The organism is Rhizobium sp. BK275, assembly GCF_014193555.1.
Lineage (GTDB): Bacteria > Pseudomonadota > Alphaproteobacteria > Rhizobiales > Rhizobiaceae > Rhizobium.
Map to the genome: position 1 here is coordinate 76,306 of NZ_JACHZL010000011.1, position 16,139 is coordinate 92,444.

General features: G+C 60.7%; 18 protein-coding genes and 1 pseudogene. 7 read left to right on the forward strand and 12 right to left on the reverse strand.

The annotated features are described in order from the left end of the window. Nucleotides 1-18 precede the first annotated feature (18 nt). Nucleotides 19-462 carry a helix-turn-helix domain-containing protein gene (locus FHT82_RS28355; RefSeq protein ID WP_183736039.1) on the forward strand — a complete coding sequence of 148 codons (444 nt, stop codon included), beginning with the start codon at nucleotides 19-21 and terminating at the stop codon, nucleotides 460-462. Nucleotides 463-502: 40 nt separating this feature from the next. Here FHT82_RS28355 and FHT82_RS28360 read toward each other — a convergent pair whose 3' ends face one another. The 4 genes from FHT82_RS28360 to FHT82_RS28375 form a co-directional block, all read right to left on the reverse strand. Next, nucleotides 503-1,711 (reverse strand): MFS transporter, encoded by a 1,209-nt coding sequence (locus tag FHT82_RS28360; RefSeq protein ID WP_183736040.1) that lies wholly within the window; start codon nucleotides 1,709-1,711, stop codon nucleotides 503-505. A 95-nt stretch (nucleotides 1,712-1,806) separates the two neighbouring features. Further along, on the reverse strand, nucleotides 1,807-2,430 hold the full coding sequence (locus tag FHT82_RS28365) for a TetR/AcrR family transcriptional regulator (protein ID WP_183736041.1): 624 nt from the start codon (nucleotides 2,428-2,430) through the stop codon (nucleotides 1,807-1,809). Between the two features lie 60 nt (nucleotides 2,431-2,490). Beyond that, on the reverse strand, nucleotides 2,491-3,408 hold the full coding sequence (locus tag FHT82_RS28370) for a bifunctional helix-turn-helix transcriptional regulator/GNAT family N-acetyltransferase (RefSeq protein WP_183736042.1): 918 nt from the start codon (nucleotides 3,406-3,408) through the stop codon (nucleotides 2,491-2,493). 62 nt (nucleotides 3,409-3,470) lie between these two features. Continuing rightward, nucleotides 3,471-4,193, reverse strand: a complete 723-nt coding sequence (locus FHT82_RS28375; RefSeq protein WP_183736043.1) for an aspartate/glutamate racemase family protein — start codon at nucleotides 4,191-4,193, stop codon at nucleotides 3,471-3,473. 150 nt (nucleotides 4,194-4,343) lie between these two features. Here FHT82_RS28375 and FHT82_RS28380 point away from each other — a divergent pair, with 150 nt between their 5' ends. Both FHT82_RS28380 and FHT82_RS28385 read left to right on the forward strand, forming a co-directional pair. Continuing rightward, complete coding sequence (locus FHT82_RS28380; RefSeq protein WP_183736044.1) at nucleotides 4,344-4,805, forward strand: Lrp/AsnC family transcriptional regulator; 462 nt, start codon at nucleotides 4,344-4,346, stop codon at nucleotides 4,803-4,805. A gap of 88 nt (nucleotides 4,806-4,893) precedes the next feature. After that, complete coding sequence (locus FHT82_RS28385; RefSeq protein ID WP_183736045.1) at nucleotides 4,894-6,159, forward strand: NAD(P)/FAD-dependent oxidoreductase; 1,266 nt, start codon at nucleotides 4,894-4,896, stop codon at nucleotides 6,157-6,159. 230 nt (nucleotides 6,160-6,389) lie between these two features. Here FHT82_RS28385 and FHT82_RS28390 read toward each other — a convergent pair whose 3' ends face one another. Then, nucleotides 6,390-7,436 carry an NAD(P)-dependent alcohol dehydrogenase gene (locus tag FHT82_RS28390; RefSeq protein ID WP_183736046.1) on the reverse strand — a complete coding sequence of 349 codons (1,047 nt, stop codon included), beginning with the start codon at nucleotides 7,434-7,436 and terminating at the stop codon, nucleotides 6,390-6,392. Nucleotides 7,437-7,636: 200 nt separating this feature from the next. On the opposite strand from FHT82_RS28390, the gene FHT82_RS28395 reads away from it, so the two are divergent. Further along, nucleotides 7,637-8,545, forward strand: coding sequence for an AraC family transcriptional regulator (locus FHT82_RS28395; RefSeq protein ID WP_183736047.1), 909 nt, complete (start codon nucleotides 7,637-7,639; stop codon nucleotides 8,543-8,545). Nucleotides 8,546-8,547: 2 nt separating this feature from the next. On the opposite strand, the gene FHT82_RS28400 is transcribed toward FHT82_RS28395, so the two are convergent. Continuing rightward, nucleotides 8,548-8,904: a DUF4087 domain-containing protein gene (locus FHT82_RS28400; RefSeq protein WP_348647674.1), complete on the reverse strand. Its 357-nt coding sequence runs from the start codon at nucleotides 8,902-8,904 to the stop codon at nucleotides 8,548-8,550. A 174-nt stretch (nucleotides 8,905-9,078) separates the two neighbouring features. Between FHT82_RS28400 and FHT82_RS28405 the strand changes: the two genes are divergently transcribed. Continuing rightward, complete coding sequence (locus FHT82_RS28405) at nucleotides 9,079-9,744, forward strand: TetR/AcrR family transcriptional regulator (protein WP_183736049.1); 666 nt, start codon at nucleotides 9,079-9,081, stop codon at nucleotides 9,742-9,744. Nucleotides 9,745-9,791: 47 nt separating this feature from the next. Continuing rightward, entirely contained in the window at nucleotides 9,792-10,811 is a 1,020-nt protein-coding gene (gene ilvC, locus FHT82_RS28410) for a ketol-acid reductoisomerase (RefSeq protein ID WP_183736050.1), read from the forward strand. A 51-nt stretch (nucleotides 10,812-10,862) separates the two neighbouring features. Here the strand turns inward: ilvC and FHT82_RS28415 are convergent, their stop codons facing one another. The 5 genes and pseudogenes from FHT82_RS28415 to FHT82_RS28430 all read right to left on the reverse strand — a co-directional run bounded on the left by FHT82_RS28415 (nucleotide 10,863) and on the right by FHT82_RS28430 (nucleotide 13,501). Further along, nucleotides 10,863-11,453: a class I SAM-dependent methyltransferase gene (locus tag FHT82_RS28415; protein ID WP_183736051.1), complete on the reverse strand. Its 591-nt coding sequence runs from the start codon at nucleotides 11,451-11,453 to the stop codon at nucleotides 10,863-10,865. Between the two features lie 15 nt (nucleotides 11,454-11,468). Then, a pseudogene (locus FHT82_RS30475) lies at nucleotides 11,469-11,603 on the reverse strand (type II toxin-antitoxin system RelE/ParE family toxin); the annotation flags it as partial. Between the two features lie 50 nt (nucleotides 11,604-11,653). After that, complete coding sequence (locus tag FHT82_RS28420; RefSeq protein WP_183736052.1) at nucleotides 11,654-12,031, reverse strand: type II toxin-antitoxin system VapC family toxin; 378 nt, start codon at nucleotides 12,029-12,031, stop codon at nucleotides 11,654-11,656. Further along, nucleotides 12,031-12,240: an AbrB/MazE/SpoVT family DNA-binding domain-containing protein gene (locus tag FHT82_RS28425; RefSeq protein WP_183736053.1), complete on the reverse strand. Its 210-nt coding sequence runs from the start codon at nucleotides 12,238-12,240 to the stop codon at nucleotides 12,031-12,033. The genes FHT82_RS28420 and FHT82_RS28425 overlap by 1 nt, the downstream gene beginning before the upstream one ends. A gap of 163 nt (nucleotides 12,241-12,403) precedes the next feature. Next, the gene (locus tag FHT82_RS28430; RefSeq protein WP_183736054.1) at nucleotides 12,404-13,501 is read right to left on the reverse strand and encodes a branched-chain amino acid aminotransferase; all 1,098 of its coding nucleotides are present in this window, start codon (nucleotides 13,499-13,501) and stop codon (nucleotides 12,404-12,406) included. A gap of 315 nt (nucleotides 13,502-13,816) precedes the next feature. Between FHT82_RS28430 and FHT82_RS28435 the strand changes: the two genes are divergently transcribed. Then, nucleotides 13,817-15,034, forward strand: a complete 1,218-nt coding sequence (locus tag FHT82_RS28435; RefSeq protein ID WP_183736055.1) for a PLP-dependent aminotransferase family protein — start codon at nucleotides 13,817-13,819, stop codon at nucleotides 15,032-15,034. Nucleotides 15,035-15,057: 23 nt separating this feature from the next. Here the strand turns inward: FHT82_RS28435 and FHT82_RS28440 are convergent, their stop codons facing one another. Continuing rightward, nucleotides 15,058-16,101, reverse strand: a complete 1,044-nt coding sequence (locus FHT82_RS28440; RefSeq protein WP_183736056.1) for a DUF2278 family protein — start codon at nucleotides 16,099-16,101, stop codon at nucleotides 15,058-15,060. Nucleotides 16,102-16,139 lie beyond the last annotated feature (38 nt).

Below are 16,139 nucleotides of genomic sequence, written 5' to 3' on the forward strand. Positions count from 1 at the left end.
ACCAAAAGGGAACCATCTATGGCCGGAACAGTCGTCAGTCTGAAAGCCAGAGCGCGCCAACCAAAAGGACCGGCCGATGGGCCGGGAGGTGCGCGGCGGGAGATCGATCTTGCCAGCCTGGATTTTACCAATTGCCCGGTTCGAGACGTGTTGCAGCAGATCGGCGGCAAGTGGTCGACGCTGCTTCTCGAGGCGCTTGCCAAGCAGCCCTATCGCTTCGGCGAGTTGCGCCGAATGATCCCCGATATTTCCCAGCGCATGCTGACCCAGTCGCTGCGCGACCTGCAGCGGGACGGCTATATCGAGCGGGAGGTTTTTCCGACGAAGCCGCCGAGCGTGGAATACCGGATGACCGAACTCGGGCGGTCGCTTTATACGGCGTTGTCGCAGCTTCTGAACTGGGCCGAGGCGAACCATGACGAGGTTCGCGCCGCGCGGCTGCGCTTTGACGCAGAACAATAAAAGAGGGATCAGGCGGACGAGCCGCCTGATCCGGACTTGATTACTTCTCACGGCCTTCCGTCAGGAAGAACAGGAAGGCGAGCGCCGGGAAGCAGAAGCCGATCCAGGCGGCCATCGTCCAGCCGCCGGTTGCGTAAGCCCAGCCGCCGAGTGCGGAGCCGATTGCGCCGCCGGTGAAGAAAGTCGCCATGAACAGACCATTCAGGCGGCCGCGATGTTCCGGGCTCAGCCCGTAGATCGCGCGCTGGCCGCAGACGAGATTGGTCGTCACGCCGAAATCCAGAAGGATCGCCGCAGCCGTCAACAGCACCAGCGCCATCAGCGAGCCGTCGGTGGCGAACTGGCTGATGAGGAAGGAACCCATGCCGAGCAGCATCGCGAGTGTTGAGGCGACCTTCGTCAGGCCTCGGTCGGCCAGGCGGCCGGCGATCGGCGAGGCGATGGCGCCGGCGGCCCCAGCCAGCGCGAAGAGGGCGATGCCGCTCTGCGATATGCCGAAAGCGGGGCTTGCAAGCAGCAGCGGCGCCGTCGTCCAGAACAGGCTGAAGGCGCCGAACATGCCGGCCTGATAGAGGGCGCGGCGCTGCAGCACGCGTGAGTTCAGCGCCAGATGGCCCATGGAGGCCAGCAGTTCACCATAACGCAGCTTCGTGTGGGGAACGCGGACCGGTAGGTTGGCGCGCAGCACAATGCCGAGTGCGATCATGACGGCAGCGGTGACGTAATAGACCATGTGCCAGGAGGAGGCTTCGGCAACGAGGCTTGCAAAGGGACGGGCAAGCATGATGCCGCAGAGCAGGCCGCTCATGACATTGCCGACGACCTGGCCGCGCGTCGCATCCGGCGCCATACTGGCGGCGAAGGGGACGAGGACCTGCGCTGCGACCGAAGCAAGGCCGATGCAGAGCGAGGCCGTGAGGAACATTGATGGCGTGGAGGAGAAGGCCGCGCCGATGAGGGCAAGTGCCGAGCCGACAGTCAGCGTCAGGATGAGACGGCGGTTTTCGAAGAGGTCGGCAAGCGGCACCAGAAGCAGAAGGCCGAGACCGTAGCCGATCTGCGTCAGCGTGACGATGAGGCCGGTTGCGGCGGGCGAGAAGCCGAGATCGGCGCTGATCAGGCCGGCAAGCGGCTGGCCGTAATAGAGGTTGGCGGCGACGAAGCCGCAGGAAGCTGCAAAAAGGAAGGTTAGCCAGGGGGATAGGGCGCGGGACATGGCCGCATCCGGCGTGGTGGCTGAAACGCTCATCAGAAACTCCACTAGGGCAATAATTGGGGAGGATTGAATGCAATTTAATCGTCTGCCGCCACCCGATCCCTGACCGAATGACGGTATTTCGGTCGTCAAGTCACGAGCCGCATTGCGGCCTCTGCCGCAGCCATCATCTCTTTCTCGCCGCGTCCCGTCCTCCCGATGACGCGCAGGCCCTTGGTGAGGCAGAGGAAGGTGAGGGCCGTGGCATCCGGGTCTACGGTCGGCGGAATGGTGCCATCGGCCTGGCCGATACGGATGAGATCGGCCATCAGCTTTTCGTCGGCGGAAAAGGCGGCGGCTACATGTTCTGCCGCTTCTTCGTCCAGCAGCGAGAGATCGTTTGCGCCGCCGACGACGAGACAGCCCTTGAGGCCAGCTTCGCCATGGGAAAGCTCGGTGTAATACGTGACCATCTGGAAGACCTTTTCGCGGCCGGTCTTTACGGATGCGATTTTCGCCTCCAGCCGGCCGCGGCCGAGTTGACGATAGCGCTTGAAGGCAGCAAGGAAGATGCCGCGCTTGTCCTTGAAAGCCTTGTAGACGCTGCCTGAGGCAAGGCCCATGGCTTCGGTCAGTTCGCTGATCGAGGCGGCGTGGTAGCCGCGCTGGGAGAAGACGCGCAGCGCAGCATCGAGGGCTGCGTCCATATCGAACTCGCGCGGGCGGCCACGGCTGCGGGTCTTCACATCGGATGTCAGGGTGTCAACGGTCATGGCGCCTAATTAGGGAATGACCGTTTCCAAATCAAGTAAAATTTCTGCGACGCAGCAAAATCAGAGATCGAGTACCCACGTCTGGCCATTGGCCTCAGGGCCGAACATTCGGTGTCTCTCCTCGGAGACAAGCCAGAAACCGGCCTTTTGGTAGATGGCGCGGGCAGTATGGAGGAAGTCGTTGGTCCAGAGCGAGATCTGCTTGTAGCCCTTGCGGCGCGAGAAGGTGATGCACTCATCGACAAGCTGTTTGCCGAGACCGAGGCCGCGGGCGGCCTTGTCGACATAGAGCAGGCGGAGTTTGGCGATGCCGTCGCCGCCATTGGTGATCAGCACCGAGCCGAGATTAATGCCGCTGCGCTCGGCGATCCAGCAATGCTCCATCTCGGGGTCGAAATTGGCGAGGAACTTTCCGGCGACTTCGGCGACCAGCCCTTCGAAACGCAGGTCCCAGCCATATTCCTCGGCATAGAAGCGTCCCTGGCTCTGGACGATCCAGCCGATGTCACCGGCGCGATGCGGGCGGATGATGGCGCTCGCCGGTTTTGCCTGAGGGTCAAGGATCGCGCGGATGGTCTGCATGGCGGCAACGGCGGCCTGCGGCTCGCCATCGGCCAGCGTGTCGAAGCGGGCAGCGATCTGGGCATTGGAGCGGCTGCCAAGCTCTTCGAACTGAGCGCGTCCCTTGGCGGTGACAGTGAGAATCTGGCTGCGCTGATCGGCGGGATCGAGCGTTGCCTCGATCAGCTCTTCCTCGCGGAAGCGCTTGAGGATGCGGCTCAGATAGGCGGGGTCTAGCTGCAGGTCGCGGGCGAGGGCGCCGGCATTGACGCCATTGTGGGCGCCGATCTCGAAGAGCACGCGCGCATCCGTCAGCGTGAAGGAGGTATCGAGATAGGCCTTGTTCAGAAGGCCGAGGAAGTTCGTGTAGAAGCGATTGAATTCGCGGGCGGATTCGATGAGGGCAATATCGGTCATGGCAGGGTCTCCTGACAGAAACCCTGCTGCTTTTATTTGACTGAGTCAACTAAATTGATGACTCAAGCCGCGTCTTCTTCTTCGTTTGGGAGTTCTCCCTCGAAGGCGAAATCGACGGCGGCGCGGGCGTGGATCGTCGTCGTGTCGAAGCCGGGCAGGGGCAGATGATCGGGATCGAGGATGAGGCAGATCTCGGTGCAGCCGAGGATGATGCTGTCGGCGCCCTTGGCGTGGGCGCGTTCGATTACGGCCATCAGTTTTTCACGTGAGCTGTCGAGCACCTTGCCGGCGCAGAGCTCGTTGAAGATGATGTCATGGACGGTCGTGCGGTCGGCGGCATCAGGCACGACGATGTCCAGACCGAGGCTCTTCATGCGGTCGGTATAGAAGCCGTGCTCCATCGTGTAGCGCGTGGCGAGTAGCAGCGGGCGCTTGCAGCCTGCTGCATGGATCGTCTTGGCGGTCTCGTCGATAATGTGGATCAGCGGCACGGAGATGTGTGTTGCAACTTCGGGCGCGATCAGATGCATGGTGTTGGTGCAGATGAGCACGCAATCGGCTCCGGCAATCTGCAGGCGCAACGCAACATCGCCGAGGCGGGAGGCAGCCATATCCCAGGCGCCGGCCTTCTGCAGGGCAACGATCTCCTCGAAATTCACTGAATGCAGAACGAGCTCGGCGGAGGCCAGTCCGCCCAGGCGCTCGCGCACCATCTCGTTGATGAGGCGGTAATAGACTGCGGAACTTTCAAAGCTCATGCCGCCGATCAGGCCGATTGTTTTCATGGATGGTCGCTCCCTCTGGTGTTTTAGGATGCGTTGATGATGCGGCAAATCGGGCGCGGTGTGTTTGCGTTGTTTGTGCTTTGGCATTGTTCTGTGCTAAACTTTTGTGTCATTTTTCAGTTTCCTGCAAAATTCCAGCGTAGGTTCATCATGATCGACGATCGCGACAGGCGGATTCTCGATATCCTGCAGAATGATGCGAGCATCTCCGTGACCGATCTTGCAGAACGCGTGGCGCTTTCGGTCTCGGCCTGCTCACGGCGCATCCAGCGGCTGGAGGAGAGCGGTTATATCGCGCGGCGCATCGTCGTGCTCGACCGGGAGCGGATGGGCGTGCCGACGACGCTGTTTGCGCTCATCAAGACGGCACATCACTCCGACGAGTGGACGGAGAGCTTCCGGCGGGCGATCAGTGACATTCCCGAGATTGTCGAGGCGCACCGGCTGACGGGCAATTATGATTACATCCTCAAGATCGTACTGCCGCGCGTGGAGCATTACGATGTCATCTACAAACGGATCGTGCGCAGAATCGAGCTTTTCGACGTGTCGGCTTCGATCTCGATGGAACTGTTGAAACATGGTACGTCCATACCCGTCTCCTATGCCTGACGTTGTGGGGAGATATGCCGAAACGGCGGTTGAATCCTTCGTTCGAAAGGCGACATTTGTTGCAGCGCAATGACGAAAGGGTAGGGTCATGAGCGAACATCATGTCGTCGTTGTCGGCGGCGGCTTCGGCGGGCTGCAGCTCGTCAACGGATTGAAGGGTGCGGGTGCGAAGATCACGCTCATCGACCGGCGCAACCACCATCTCTTCCAGCCGCTGCTTTATCAAGTGGCAACGACAATCCTATCCACCTCGGAGATCGCCTGGCCGATCCGCCATCTCTACGCCGACCGGCCCGAGGTGACGACGCTGCTCGGCGAGGTCAATGGCGTCGATGTCAAGGCAAAGAGCGTTTCGCTGCGCAGCGGCATGGTGCTGAACTACGATACGCTGGTGCTCGCCACCGGCGCCACGCATGCCTATTTCGGTCACGACGAATGGGAGCCGGTGGCACCTGGCCTGAAGACGCTGGAGGATGCGACGACGATCCGCCGCCGCGTGCTGCTCGCCTTCGAGCGAGCGGAAGTGGAAAGCGATCCGGCCGCACGCGACGCGCTTTTGACCTTTTCCATCGTCGGCGCAGGCCCGACGGGTGTCGAGCTTGCCGGTATCATTGCCGAGCTTGCGCATTTCACGCTGCCGAAGGAATTCCGCAAGATCGACACGCGCAAGACCCGCGTCGTGCTGATCGAGGCCGGTCCGCGTGTGCTGCCGGCCTTTGCCGAGGAGCTTTCGGCCTATGCGCAGAAGGCACTGGAAAAGCTCGGCGTCGAGGTGCTGAGGGGAACGCCGGTGACGCAGTGCACGGCTGATGGCGTGACTGTTGGCGAGAACTTCATTCCGAGCCGGACGATCGTCTGGGCGGCGGGCGTGCAGGCCTCGCATGCGGCGCGCTGGCTTGGCGTGCCGGCCGACCGGGCAGGGCGCGCTATCGTCGAGAAGGATCTGACCGCACCAGGCCTGCCCGATGTCTTCGTGATCGGCGATACGGCCTCCGTCATCAGGGAAAACGGCAAGCCGGTGCCGGGCATTGCGCCGGCCGCCAAGCAGCAGGGCGGCTATGTGGCGAAGGTCATTCGCGCCCGCATATCCGGCAAGCCTGCGCCGGCGCCGTTCAAATACTGGCATCAGGGCAGCCTGGCGACGATCGGCAAGAGTGCTGCCATCATCGATTTCGGCCGCTTCAAGCTCAAGGGCTGGCTCGCCTGGTGGATCTGGGGTCTTGCGCATATCTACTTCCTGATCGGCACGCGCTCGCGCTTTACCGTCGCCTGGAACTGGCTGTGGATTTATCTTAGCGGCCAGCACAGCGCCCGGCTGATCACCCAGCGCGAGACGATGCGCGACGACGGGTAGGGAGAGGTATTTTGCTTTCACGTCTTGTGAGGGTGCCGGCAGGAAAAGGGCAGTTTTGACGCTGACATCAGTTTATTGACGAGCGTCTGCTGCTTGCTCGGCGTCATCCTCGGGCTTGTCCCGAGGATCCGCTACGTCGCAGATGCTCGGGACAAGCCCGAGCATGACGAAAGTGCGGATGCGGGCTCAGCAGTCTAAGGGCGGCTTCCGGAGCCGCCCTTTTCATTTCATCAGGCTGCCAGCGAGGCGATGTCGATGACGAAGCGGTAGCGCACGTCGCTCTTCAGCACCCGCTCATAGGCTTCGTTGACCTGCTGGATGTTGATCTTCTCGATCTCGGAAACGATGTTGTGCTTGCCGCAGAAGTCGAGCATTTCCTGGGTTTCCTTGATCGAGCCGATCATCGAGCCGGAAATGCTCTTGCGGCCGGGGACCAGCGAGAAGGCGTGGACCGGGATCGCGTTTTCGGGAACGCCGACGACAACGAAGGCGCCGTCAACCTTGACGAGACCGAGATAGGCGTTCCAGTCGATCTCGGCGCTGACGGTGCAGATGACGAGGTCGAAGGCGCCACGGAGCTTCGTGAAGGTTTCCGGATCGTTGGTGGCGTAATATTCCTTGGCGCCGAGCTTCAGGCCGTCTTCCTTCTTGGACAGCGTCTGGGAGAGCACGGTGATATCAGCGCCCATGGCTGCACCGAGCTTGACGCCCATATGGCCGAGACCACCCATGCCGACGATCGCAACCTTCTTGCCGGGGCCGGCCTTCCAGTGGCGCAGCGGCGAATAGAGCGTGATGCCGGCGCAGAGCAGCGGTGCGGAGGCATCGAGCGGGAGGTTGTCCGGGATGGACATGACATAGCCTTCCTTGACGACGATCGAGTCGGAATAGCCGCCCTGGGTGCGGGTTTTGCCGTCGGCTTCGAACTCGTTGTAGGTGCCGACGAGGCCCGGCATATACTGTTCACGATCGAGATCGCGGGTGGCGCAGCCGACGCAGGAATCGACGAAGCAGCCGACGCCGACGCGGTCGCCGACTTTGAACTTGGTCACTTCGGAACCGACAGCCGTGACGATGCCGGCGATCTCATGGCCCGGTACGATCGGATAAACGGCATTCTTCCATTCATTGCGGACAGTGTGGATATCCGAATGGCAGATGCCGGCAAACTTGATCGCGATCACGACATCATCCGGGTTCGGATTACGGCGTTCGAAGGTGAAGGGGGTCAGCGGCTTGGAAGCGTCAGTCGCGGCGTAGCCTCTTGCGATAGGCATGGGAACCATCCTTTTTCGTTTTTGGAGGGGTGGGTAAGAGGATGGTCGGACTATTGCGCCGAACTGTGCCAAGGCGTTAGAGCGATACTCTCAGCTTTTTGCACGATCCTGCAAAAGTGAGCGGGCCACCTGTTTGCGAAATGAAAAAGGCGGCCTAGATAGAAGCGGTATCCCCGGCGTCGCACAGAAAGAGTTGCCGCATGACATTGCCCTTCAATCCCTATCAGGAAATCGTCGATATCGCGATGCGCTTTGCGCCTGATGATGGCGAGTTCCGGACTGCGATCGGCAATCTTCACATCAGCCGTCGCTCCAATCCGAGCGATCCGCTGCACAGCAGCTACAAACCCTGTTTCGCCTTTGTGCTGCAGGGCGCCAAGAGCCTTCGTCTTGGCAATGAGTTCATCAGCTACGGAACCGGGGACTATCTTCTGACCTCGCTCGATCTGCCGGTCGCATGGCGTATCGCCGAGGCGAGCCCCGAGGTGCCGCATCTCTGTCTGGGGCTCGCGATCGACTCCGAAAAGCTGCTCGAACTCTTGAGCCGCATCGATATTCCGCGCCCGGCCGCCCATACGGACGGGCAGCGCGGCATGACCGTCAACGTCGCACCGCCGGAGCTTCTGGACGCTGCCGTGCGCCTCTTACGCTTGCTCGATCGTCCAGACGACATTCCGGCCATGGCGCCGCTGATCGAACAGGAAATCCTCTATCGGATCCTGACCGGGCCGGATGGCGAGCGGCTGATCAACATCGCCACGGCCGACAGCCACAGCAACAGGATCGCGCGCGCCGTCGCCTGGCTGAAGGAGAATTTCGCCCGGCCGCTGCGCATCGAGGAACTGGCCGACCATGTCAGCATGAGCGCATCCTCCTTTCATCACCACTTCAAATCGGTGACGGCGATGACGCCGATGCAATATCAGAAGCAGCTTCGCCTGCATGAGGCGCGCCGGCTGATGCTGGTGGAGCGGCTGGATGCAGGGACTGCCGGCCATCAGGTCGGCTATCAGAGCCCGTCGCAGTTCAGCCGCGAGTACAGCCGCCTCTACGGCGCGTCGCCCGCACGCGATGTCGATGGCGCGCGGGATGCTGTCGCAGCGGAATAAGCTCAGCCCGGAAATTTCAGTGCCTTGTCGTTGCGGCATTTCGCGAGCTTCAGCTGGCGGAAGGAGAGGATGCGCGTGATGTGTTCCTTGCCATCGGTCTCGACACTCATGCAAGCGCAGGCATAGCCGTAATTGCCGTTGGTGCGCACATAGTCGTGCTCTGAAATGTCGGGGATGAGATCCATGCCTTCGGGCTCGTCATCGCTCCCCTGCGTCATGATCGTCCAGGTGTTTTCCGCATCGTCCAGCCACCAGTTGGCAGGCGTAGGGTTCTGGATCCAGCCGCAGCGCGTCTCGGCGGCAAAGGCCGGGAGAGCGAGGCTAAGCGACAGGGCGGCGGTGAGGGCTATTGTTTTCACGGGCGATTCTCCTTGGGCTTCGATGCTCGGCGATTTGTCTGCCTTCGAACAGCCGAATTCCACTGTTTCATATGATACGAAAAAATCTCCTGACGGTTCTTGACGGGAGCCTACGATCTGGCGCATAAACGCTACGAACCGTACCGTACGGTACGTAACTGGGGAGTTGAAACCGTGTCAGTCGATGTCGCAGAGCCGAGCGAGTTTTCGCCACGCCAGAACGCCGTTCTGGAGCAGGCGCTGCAGCTTCTCGTCGATGGCGGGGAGAAGGCGCTGACGACCTCGGGTGTGGCGCGCGCCGCCAACTGCTCCAAGGAAAGCCTCTACAAGTGGTTCGGCGACCGGGACGGTCTGCTATCTGCGATGATCGCCTATCAGGCGAGCAAGGTGCGCACCTTCGAGCGCAGCGGCGAGCGGCTGACCTATACGAGCCTGCACGACCATCTCGTCATCTTCGCCCGCGACCTCCTGGAGGTTCTGGCCGGCGACGTGTCGCTGGCGCTCAACCGGCTGGCGATCGGCCATGCCAGCGCACATGAGGCGCATCGCGACGGTTCCAAGCTCGGCAAGCTCTTGCTCGAACGCGGCCGCCGGCAGATCGACCGCCGTGCCATGGCGCTGATCGATGCGGGAAAAAGGGCAGGGCTGCTGCGTTTTATGGATGCCGATGAGGCCTATCATACGCTTTACGGCCTCATCGTTTCCGATTTGCATGTGCGCATGCTGCTCGGAGAACCGGGGCTCAAGGATACTGCACGTCAGGCGGAGAAGGCGGTCACAGCCTTCCTGCGCCTCTACGGCACGGAGAAAGTTCTGGCGGAGATGCCGATCCTCGGCTGACCGCTTTACTGACAGTCAACAAGACAAGCAAAAGGGAAGGAATTTCAATGCGCGTCTATTACGATCGTGATGCCGATCTCAACCTCATCAAGTCGAAGAAGGTCGCCGTCATCGGCTATGGTTCGCAGGGTCGCGCCCATGCGCTGAACCTCAAGGATTCCGGCGCCCAGAACGTCGTCATCGCGCTCAAGGCTGGTTCGCCGACCGTCAAGAAGGCCGAAGCCGACGGCTTCAAGGTCATGACGGTTGCCGAAGCTGCCGCCTGGGCCGACCTGATGATGATGGCAACCCCGGACGAATTGCAGGCCGATATCTACAAGGCCGACATCGCTCCGAACATTCGCGACGGCGCAGCCATCGCGTTCGCACATGGCCTCAACGTTCATTTCGGCCTCATCGAGCCAAAGGCTTCGGTCGACGTCGTCATGATCGCCCCGAAGGGTCCGGGTCACACGGTTCGCGGCGAATACCAGAAGGGCGGCGGCGTTCCCTGCCTCGTCGCCGTTCACCAGAACGCGTCCGGCAACGCGCTTGAACTCGCTCTCTCCTACGCCTGCGGCGTCGGCGGCGGCCGTTCGGGCATTATCGAAACCAACTTCCGCGAAGAGTGCGAAACCGACCTCTTCGGCGAACAGGTCGTTCTCTGCGGCGGTCTCGTCGAGCTCATCCGCGCCGGTTTCGAAACGCTCACCGAAGCCGGTTACGCTCCGGAAATGGCCTATTTCGAGTGCCTGCACGAAGTGAAGCTGATCGTCGACCTGATCTATGAAGGCGGCATCGCCAACATGAACTACTCGATCTCCAACACGGCCGAGTGGGGCGAATATGTCACAGGTCCGCGCATCATCACCGACGAGACCAAGGCTGAGATGAAGCGCGTCCTCAAGGACATCCAGACCGGTAAGTTCACCTCCGAGTGGATGCAGGAATACCGCGCCGGCGGCTCGCGCTTCAAGGGCATCCGCCGCCTGAACGACAGCCATCAGATCGAAGAAGTGGGCACGAAGCTGCGCGCCATGATGCCCTGGATCGGCAAGAACAAGCTGGTCGACAAGTCGGTCAACTAAGCGGTTCCAAGATTGTGATTATGAGAGGCCGGGACGAAAGTTCCGGCCTTTTCATTTACTGGCGCTGAGATACAGCCAGCGGGTCGGCTTGTTGTCGTAGCCGCCGCCATCGGCTTCATTGATCGCGATATCCCTCCAGCCTCCGGCAACGAGCAACTCCTGCAGCCATTCGCTCGAAGGATAGTTGTAATAGCGACCGAAGCTGTCATGGCCTTCGGTGGTACCGGCCTTGAAGCTCGCGTGGAAGACGCCCTGCTGCTTCAGGGCGTTGCGGATGAGGGTGAGGATGCTGGGGAGATCTGCGCGAGGCACATGCAGGAGGCTCGCCTCCGCCCAGACGCCACCGAATTCCTCGCTGGCCGAGAGATCTTCGAAGCGCATGACCTTCACCGGCCTGCCGACCAGCTTCTCGGCCTGCCGGGCAAGCTTAGCCGAGCCATCCGTCGGAGTGACGTCGAAGCCCTTGGACAGCATGTAGGCGCAGTCCTGTCCACCACCGCAGCCAAGTTCCAGGATGCGTGCCTGTTCGGGGAGGGCGGCTAGGAAGGCATCGAGCCTTGTGGCCTTCGGCTTGCGATCGCGGGTGGCGTAAGTCTCGGCGTTGTCGTCGTAAAAAGCGGATGTGTCATCTCGGCGAGTCATGGGTATCGATCTCGATTATTGGTCGGGTTGAAGATGTTTTTCGGGGAGTTGGTCAGCTCCGATAATATCAAGGATGAGCACGCCTTCCGGTTCTATGCGATAGAAGGCGACATGCCGTTTGTGAAGGATACGGCGAAGGCCGGCGCCGATAGAAGCAAGCGTTCTAATCGCCGCGAGAGTCCGGCGATCAAAAAACATGATCACGAGTTCTTCTCGATATAAACCACGCGGTCCAGGTTTTTGAAATGCGCGTCCAGTGTCAGGACGTCCGCATCGTGCAATTCGGCTGTGGTATAGATGATCGCATCGGCGAGCGCGAGTTTACGTCTGGCCGACACTTCGGCGGCGCGGCGAGCGAGCGTTGTATCGAGGGGCACAATGATGCAGGTGGCTGTATAGGCGAAGAATGAATCGACGGCGTCCTCACCACGTTCGCGCTCCAGCCATTTGGCGAGTTCGAGTTGGACGATAGTCGGGACGATACATTCTGTGCGCATGGGCATTTCGCCCTGCAGGCGGTCTGCTGCCGGGCCTTGTGTCAGCCATTCGATCCAAGCCGAGCTGTCGACGACGCGCATCAGAACCGGTCTTTCCTGTCGCGATAGTTGGTGGGGTCGGCGCCTTTGGCCATGCCCTTGAGATCGGCGAGTTCGGGAATGGGGATGAGCAGGACACCTTTGCCCTTCGGGATAAAGACGAATTCCTGGCCTGCGGACCAGTGCTGCTGTTCGCGCACTTCCTTCGGAATGGAGATCTGGAACTTGGCGGAGAGAGTTGCGGTTGCCATTCTTACCTTTCCTCTATCGATGATTAGATAGTAAGAATTTGGTTTGCTACGTCAATAGGGAGCCGCTTTCAGCAATAAAAAACCGGGCTGTAAGCCCGGTTTAGACGTGTCATTTTATCGAAAAATCGGTCGGGAACGCCGCAGCGTTCCCTGTATCCGGAGTTCAGAGAACCCGGCGCGTCCAGCCTCGCTCGTCGTTCGTGACGCCCTTCTGCAGGCTGACGAGCTGCTGGCGCAGGTCCGTGGTCAGCTTGCCGGTCTGGCCGTCTCCGATTTTGAACTCGCCGTCGGCATGGCGAACCAGACCGATGCCGGCCAGCACCGCGGCCGTGCCGCAGGCGAAGGCTTCGACGAGTTTGCCGCTTGCCGCATCGGCCTGCCATTCCTGGAAGGAGTAGGGGCGCTGCTCGACGCGCAGGCCCTTTTCTTCAGCCAGCACGATGACCGAGGCGCGGGTGATACCGGGCAGGATCGTGCCGCCGAGCGGCGGGGTGACGACCGTTCCGTCATTCATGACGAAGAAGACGTTCATGCCGCCGAGTTCTTCGACCCAGCGATGTTCGGCCGCATCAAGGAAGACGACCTGGTCGCAATCCTTCTTGGCGGCTTCGGCCTGTGCGACGAGGCTCGCTGCATAGTTGCCGCCGCATTTTGCAGCACCCGTGCCGCCGGCGGCTGCGCGGGTATAGGTGGTTTCGACCCAGAGCGAGACGGCCTTCGCGCCGCCCTTGAAATAGGCGCCGACCGGGGAGGCGATGATGCAGAAGATATATTCCTGAGCCGGACGAACGCCGAGGAACGCTTCGTTGGCGAACATGAAGGGGCGAAGGTAGAGGCTGGCGTCGCCTGAGGGTATCCAGGCCTTGTCAACGCGGACCAGTTCTTCGACCGCCTTCAGGAAGAGTTCTTCCGGCACAGCCGGCATTGCCATGCGGGCTGCCGACTGCGCGAAGCGGCGGGCGTTCTCTTCAGGCCGGAAAAGCAGGATCCGGCCGTCATCCGCCTTGTAGGCTTTCATGCCTTCGAAGATTTCCTGGGCGTAGTGCAGCACGGCGCTCGCAGGATCGAGCTCCAGAGGACGTCTCGGAGTAACCTTCGCATCGTGCCAGCCTTTGTCGGCAGTCCAGCGTGCCAAAACCATGTGATCGGTGAAGACCTTGCCGAAGCCGGGTGCCTCCAGTGCCTTGATGCGGTCGGCGTCGGAAACGGGAGACTTGTGGAATTCGATTTTGATTTCGGGAGAGGTCGACGTCGCGGTCATTGCTGGCACCTTGATAGTCCATTGAATAATGGCGCGCACACTACTGCCGCCGGGCTGGTTTTGGAAAGGTCTGAATCGGCCGGTTTCGGCTTTTTGATCAGAGGAATAATCGCTTGATGTGGCGAACCTTCACGAAACGAGGCAGGTCATTCGGTCCGGTTGGATGAAATCTCTGATGTCAGCCCAATCGGCCCCAAGGCTTTCAATTATAAGAGCTCAATCTTGTCACAGTGACAAGAAAATAGGTCAGCATTGTTGACATAAATTCCGCTGCGTGTTGAGCTGCTGATATTATAAAAAATACGAGGAAACCCCATGCTGAACTGGGACGCAATGTTTGCGACGCGCTCGTCACGGATGCGCGCTTCGGAAATCCGCGAGCTTCTGAAACTTCTCGACCGGCCTGACATCATCTCCTTCGCCGGCGGCATTCCGGACCCGGCGCTGTTTCCGGACAAGGAATTCAAGCAGGCCTATGCGGATATTTTCGACAGTTCGGCCGTGAACTCCGCCCTGCAATATTCGGTTTCCGAAGGCTACAAGCCGCTGCGCGAGTGGCTCGTCAAGCAGATGGCGGAGCTCGGCATTCCCTGCGGGCTCGACAATGTCTTCATCGTTTCCGGTTCGCAGCAGGGCCTCGATTATCTCGGCAAGCTGTTTCTCTCGCCCAATGATACGGCGCTCGTTACCTGGCCGACCTATCTAGGCGCGCTGCAGGCCTTCAATGCCTATGAGCCCTCCTACGATCAACTGACGCCCGGCGGTAACCGCACGCCGGACTCCTATCGCGAGGCTGCGGCGCAGAAGGGCGGCAAGGTGAAGTTTGCCTATCTTTCGGCCGATTTCTCCAACCCGACCGGCGAGACCGTCAACCGCGATGGCCGCGAGAAGCTCCTGAAGCTTGCCGATGAACTCGACATTGCCGTCATCGAGGATGCCGCCTACCAGTCGCTGCGCTACGATGGCGATCCGATCCCGCCGATCCTGGCGCTGGAGATCGCTGAGAAGGGCGATATCAATGATACGCGCACGATCTATTGCGGCAGCTTCTCCAAGACACTGGCGCCCGGCCTTCGCGTCGGCTTCATCGTTGCCAATGCGCCCGTTATCCGCAAGCTGGTGCTGATGAAGCAGGCGGCCGACCTGCATTCCTCGACCATTAACCAGATGGCGATTTCGGAGGTTGCCGAGCGCGGTTTTGATGCGCAGGTCGCCAAGATCAGGGCCGCTTACAGCCATCGCCGCAATTGCATGCTGGCCGCCCTCGAAAAGTATATGCCTGAGGGCACGAGTTGGACAAAGCCGGAAGGCGGTATGTTCATCTGGGTCACGTTGCCCAAGGGCATGGACGGTGCCGAGCTGCTTGCCAAGTCTCTCGAAAGCGCCAAGGTGGCCTTCGTTCCGGGCAAGGCCTTCTTTGCCGATGGTTCGGGCGCCAACACGTTCCGTGTCAGCTTCTCCTGCGCCAACGAGAAAATGATCGACGAGGGTATCAGCCGTCTCGGCAAGCTGATCGCCAGCGAGATCGGCTGATATAATTCAGGAATGGGCGGCGATCAGAAGATCGTCGTCCAGCCTTCATTGGCGGTTTCGCTCTTGCCGTAGCCGACACGATCGGCGACCGCGCCATCGGCATTGGTGAGGATGATGTCGCCGCCCTTATTGGCGAGCTGCGGGCCGCCATTTTCGGGATCAAGCTTTATGGTGCGGAATTCGCCTGGAGCGAGCGAACCTGAAAGCTTCTGACGGCGGCCTTCGCCATCTTCCAGCGCCCAGCCTTCGATCGATGCCGCAACGTCGGAGCGGTTGACGAGCGTCACCGTCTCATCCTCCGTGCCGTCGGGATGGTTCACCGGATTGATCATGGCAGCAACGATGCGCAACGACGAAGCGACGATCGGCTGCGGACGGCGGGTGCCTTCGCCGCGGCCCTGACCGCCCCTGTTGTCGCCGACGGGACGGCCGGTGTTGGCGTCGGTGTTCCAGTTCTGCGACTGGAAACCGAGGAAGATTGCTGCCCAATGGTCTTCGTCCGAGAAGTGGATCAGCAGCGCGCCGTCCTGATTGGGGCCGCTGGTTTCACTGAAACTGCCGCTGTCACCCTGATTCATATGGATGTCGTGAATGCCGTTGCCGGGCTCGAAACCGAAATATTCATCTGGTTTGTTGTTTTCCGGCCCCCAGGCTTCGCCGAAGGCGTAGAAATGGATGGACTTGTCGGCAATGCCTTCCTGCACGATCGGTTCGATGAAATCGCGCAGGTCGTTCTTTGGTCCGTCGAGCTGGAACGGGGCGACATTCATATCCTCGCGCTCGATCATGCCGCCGCGGACATAGTCGATCGCCGAGTCCTTTCGGTCGCTTCTGATATCGGTCAGGCCCATCGGCAGGGCGGCGAGTTCTGCGGTCAGTTCCGCGTGCTGGAAATCCATGACATTGGCGTAGAGCAAGTCATGCGGCGATTCCTTCGAGCGCACGTTCATGGCAATGCGATAGCTCACGCCGCCGGCCTCGATGCGGATTTCGATATGCGGATCGTTGTCGTCATCAAGGGCGAGCGCCGAAGCCGTACCCTTCAGCACCTTGTAATTGCGGAGCATGGTGAACCTCGTGGTGGGGGCGAGGTATCAGGATAGCA

Coding starts and splice junctions, on each gene's coding strand:
- FHT82_RS28370 (WP_183736042.1), bottom strand. CDS start 3,408: ATGACCGATATTGCCCTCATCGAATCCGCCCGCGAATTCAATCGCTTC.
- FHT82_RS28430 (WP_183736054.1), bottom strand. CDS start 13,501: ATGACCGCGACGTCGACCTCTCCCGAAATCAAAATCGAATTCCACAAG.
- FHT82_RS28395 (WP_183736047.1), top strand. CDS start 7,637: ATGACATTGCCCTTCAATCCCTATCAGGAAATCGTCGATATCGCGATG.
- FHT82_RS28425 (WP_183736053.1), bottom strand. CDS start 12,240: ATGGCAACCGCAACTCTCTCCGCCAAGTTCCAGATCTCCATTCCGAAG.
- FHT82_RS28365 (WP_183736041.1), bottom strand. CDS start 2,430: ATGACCGTTGACACCCTGACATCCGATGTGAAGACCCGCAGCCGTGGC.
- FHT82_RS28435 (WP_183736055.1), top strand. CDS start 13,817: ATGCTGAACTGGGACGCAATGTTTGCGACGCGCTCGTCACGGATGCGC.
- FHT82_RS28415 (WP_183736051.1), bottom strand. CDS start 11,453: ATGACTCGCCGAGATGACACATCCGCTTTTTACGACGACAACGCCGAG.
- FHT82_RS28355 (WP_183736039.1), top strand. CDS start 19: ATGGCCGGAACAGTCGTCAGTCTGAAAGCCAGAGCGCGCCAACCAAAA.
- FHT82_RS28380 (WP_183736044.1), top strand. CDS start 4,344: ATGATCGACGATCGCGACAGGCGGATTCTCGATATCCTGCAGAATGAT.
- ilvC (WP_183736050.1), top strand. CDS start 9,792: ATGCGCGTCTATTACGATCGTGATGCCGATCTCAACCTCATCAAGTCG.
- FHT82_RS28375 (WP_183736043.1), bottom strand. CDS start 4,193: ATGAAAACAATCGGCCTGATCGGCGGCATGAGCTTTGAAAGTTCCGCA.
- FHT82_RS28420 (WP_183736052.1), bottom strand. CDS start 12,031: ATGCGCGTCGTCGACAGCTCGGCTTGGATCGAATGGCTGACACAAGGC.
- FHT82_RS28440 (WP_183736056.1), bottom strand. CDS start 16,101: ATGCTCCGCAATTACAAGGTGCTGAAGGGTACGGCTTCGGCGCTCGCC.
- FHT82_RS28385 (WP_183736045.1), top strand. CDS start 4,894: ATGAGCGAACATCATGTCGTCGTTGTCGGCGGCGGCTTCGGCGGGCTG.
- FHT82_RS28390 (WP_183736046.1), bottom strand. CDS start 7,436: ATGCCTATCGCAAGAGGCTACGCCGCGACTGACGCTTCCAAGCCGCTG.
- FHT82_RS28360 (WP_183736040.1), bottom strand. CDS start 1,711: ATGAGCGTTTCAGCCACCACGCCGGATGCGGCCATGTCCCGCGCCCTA.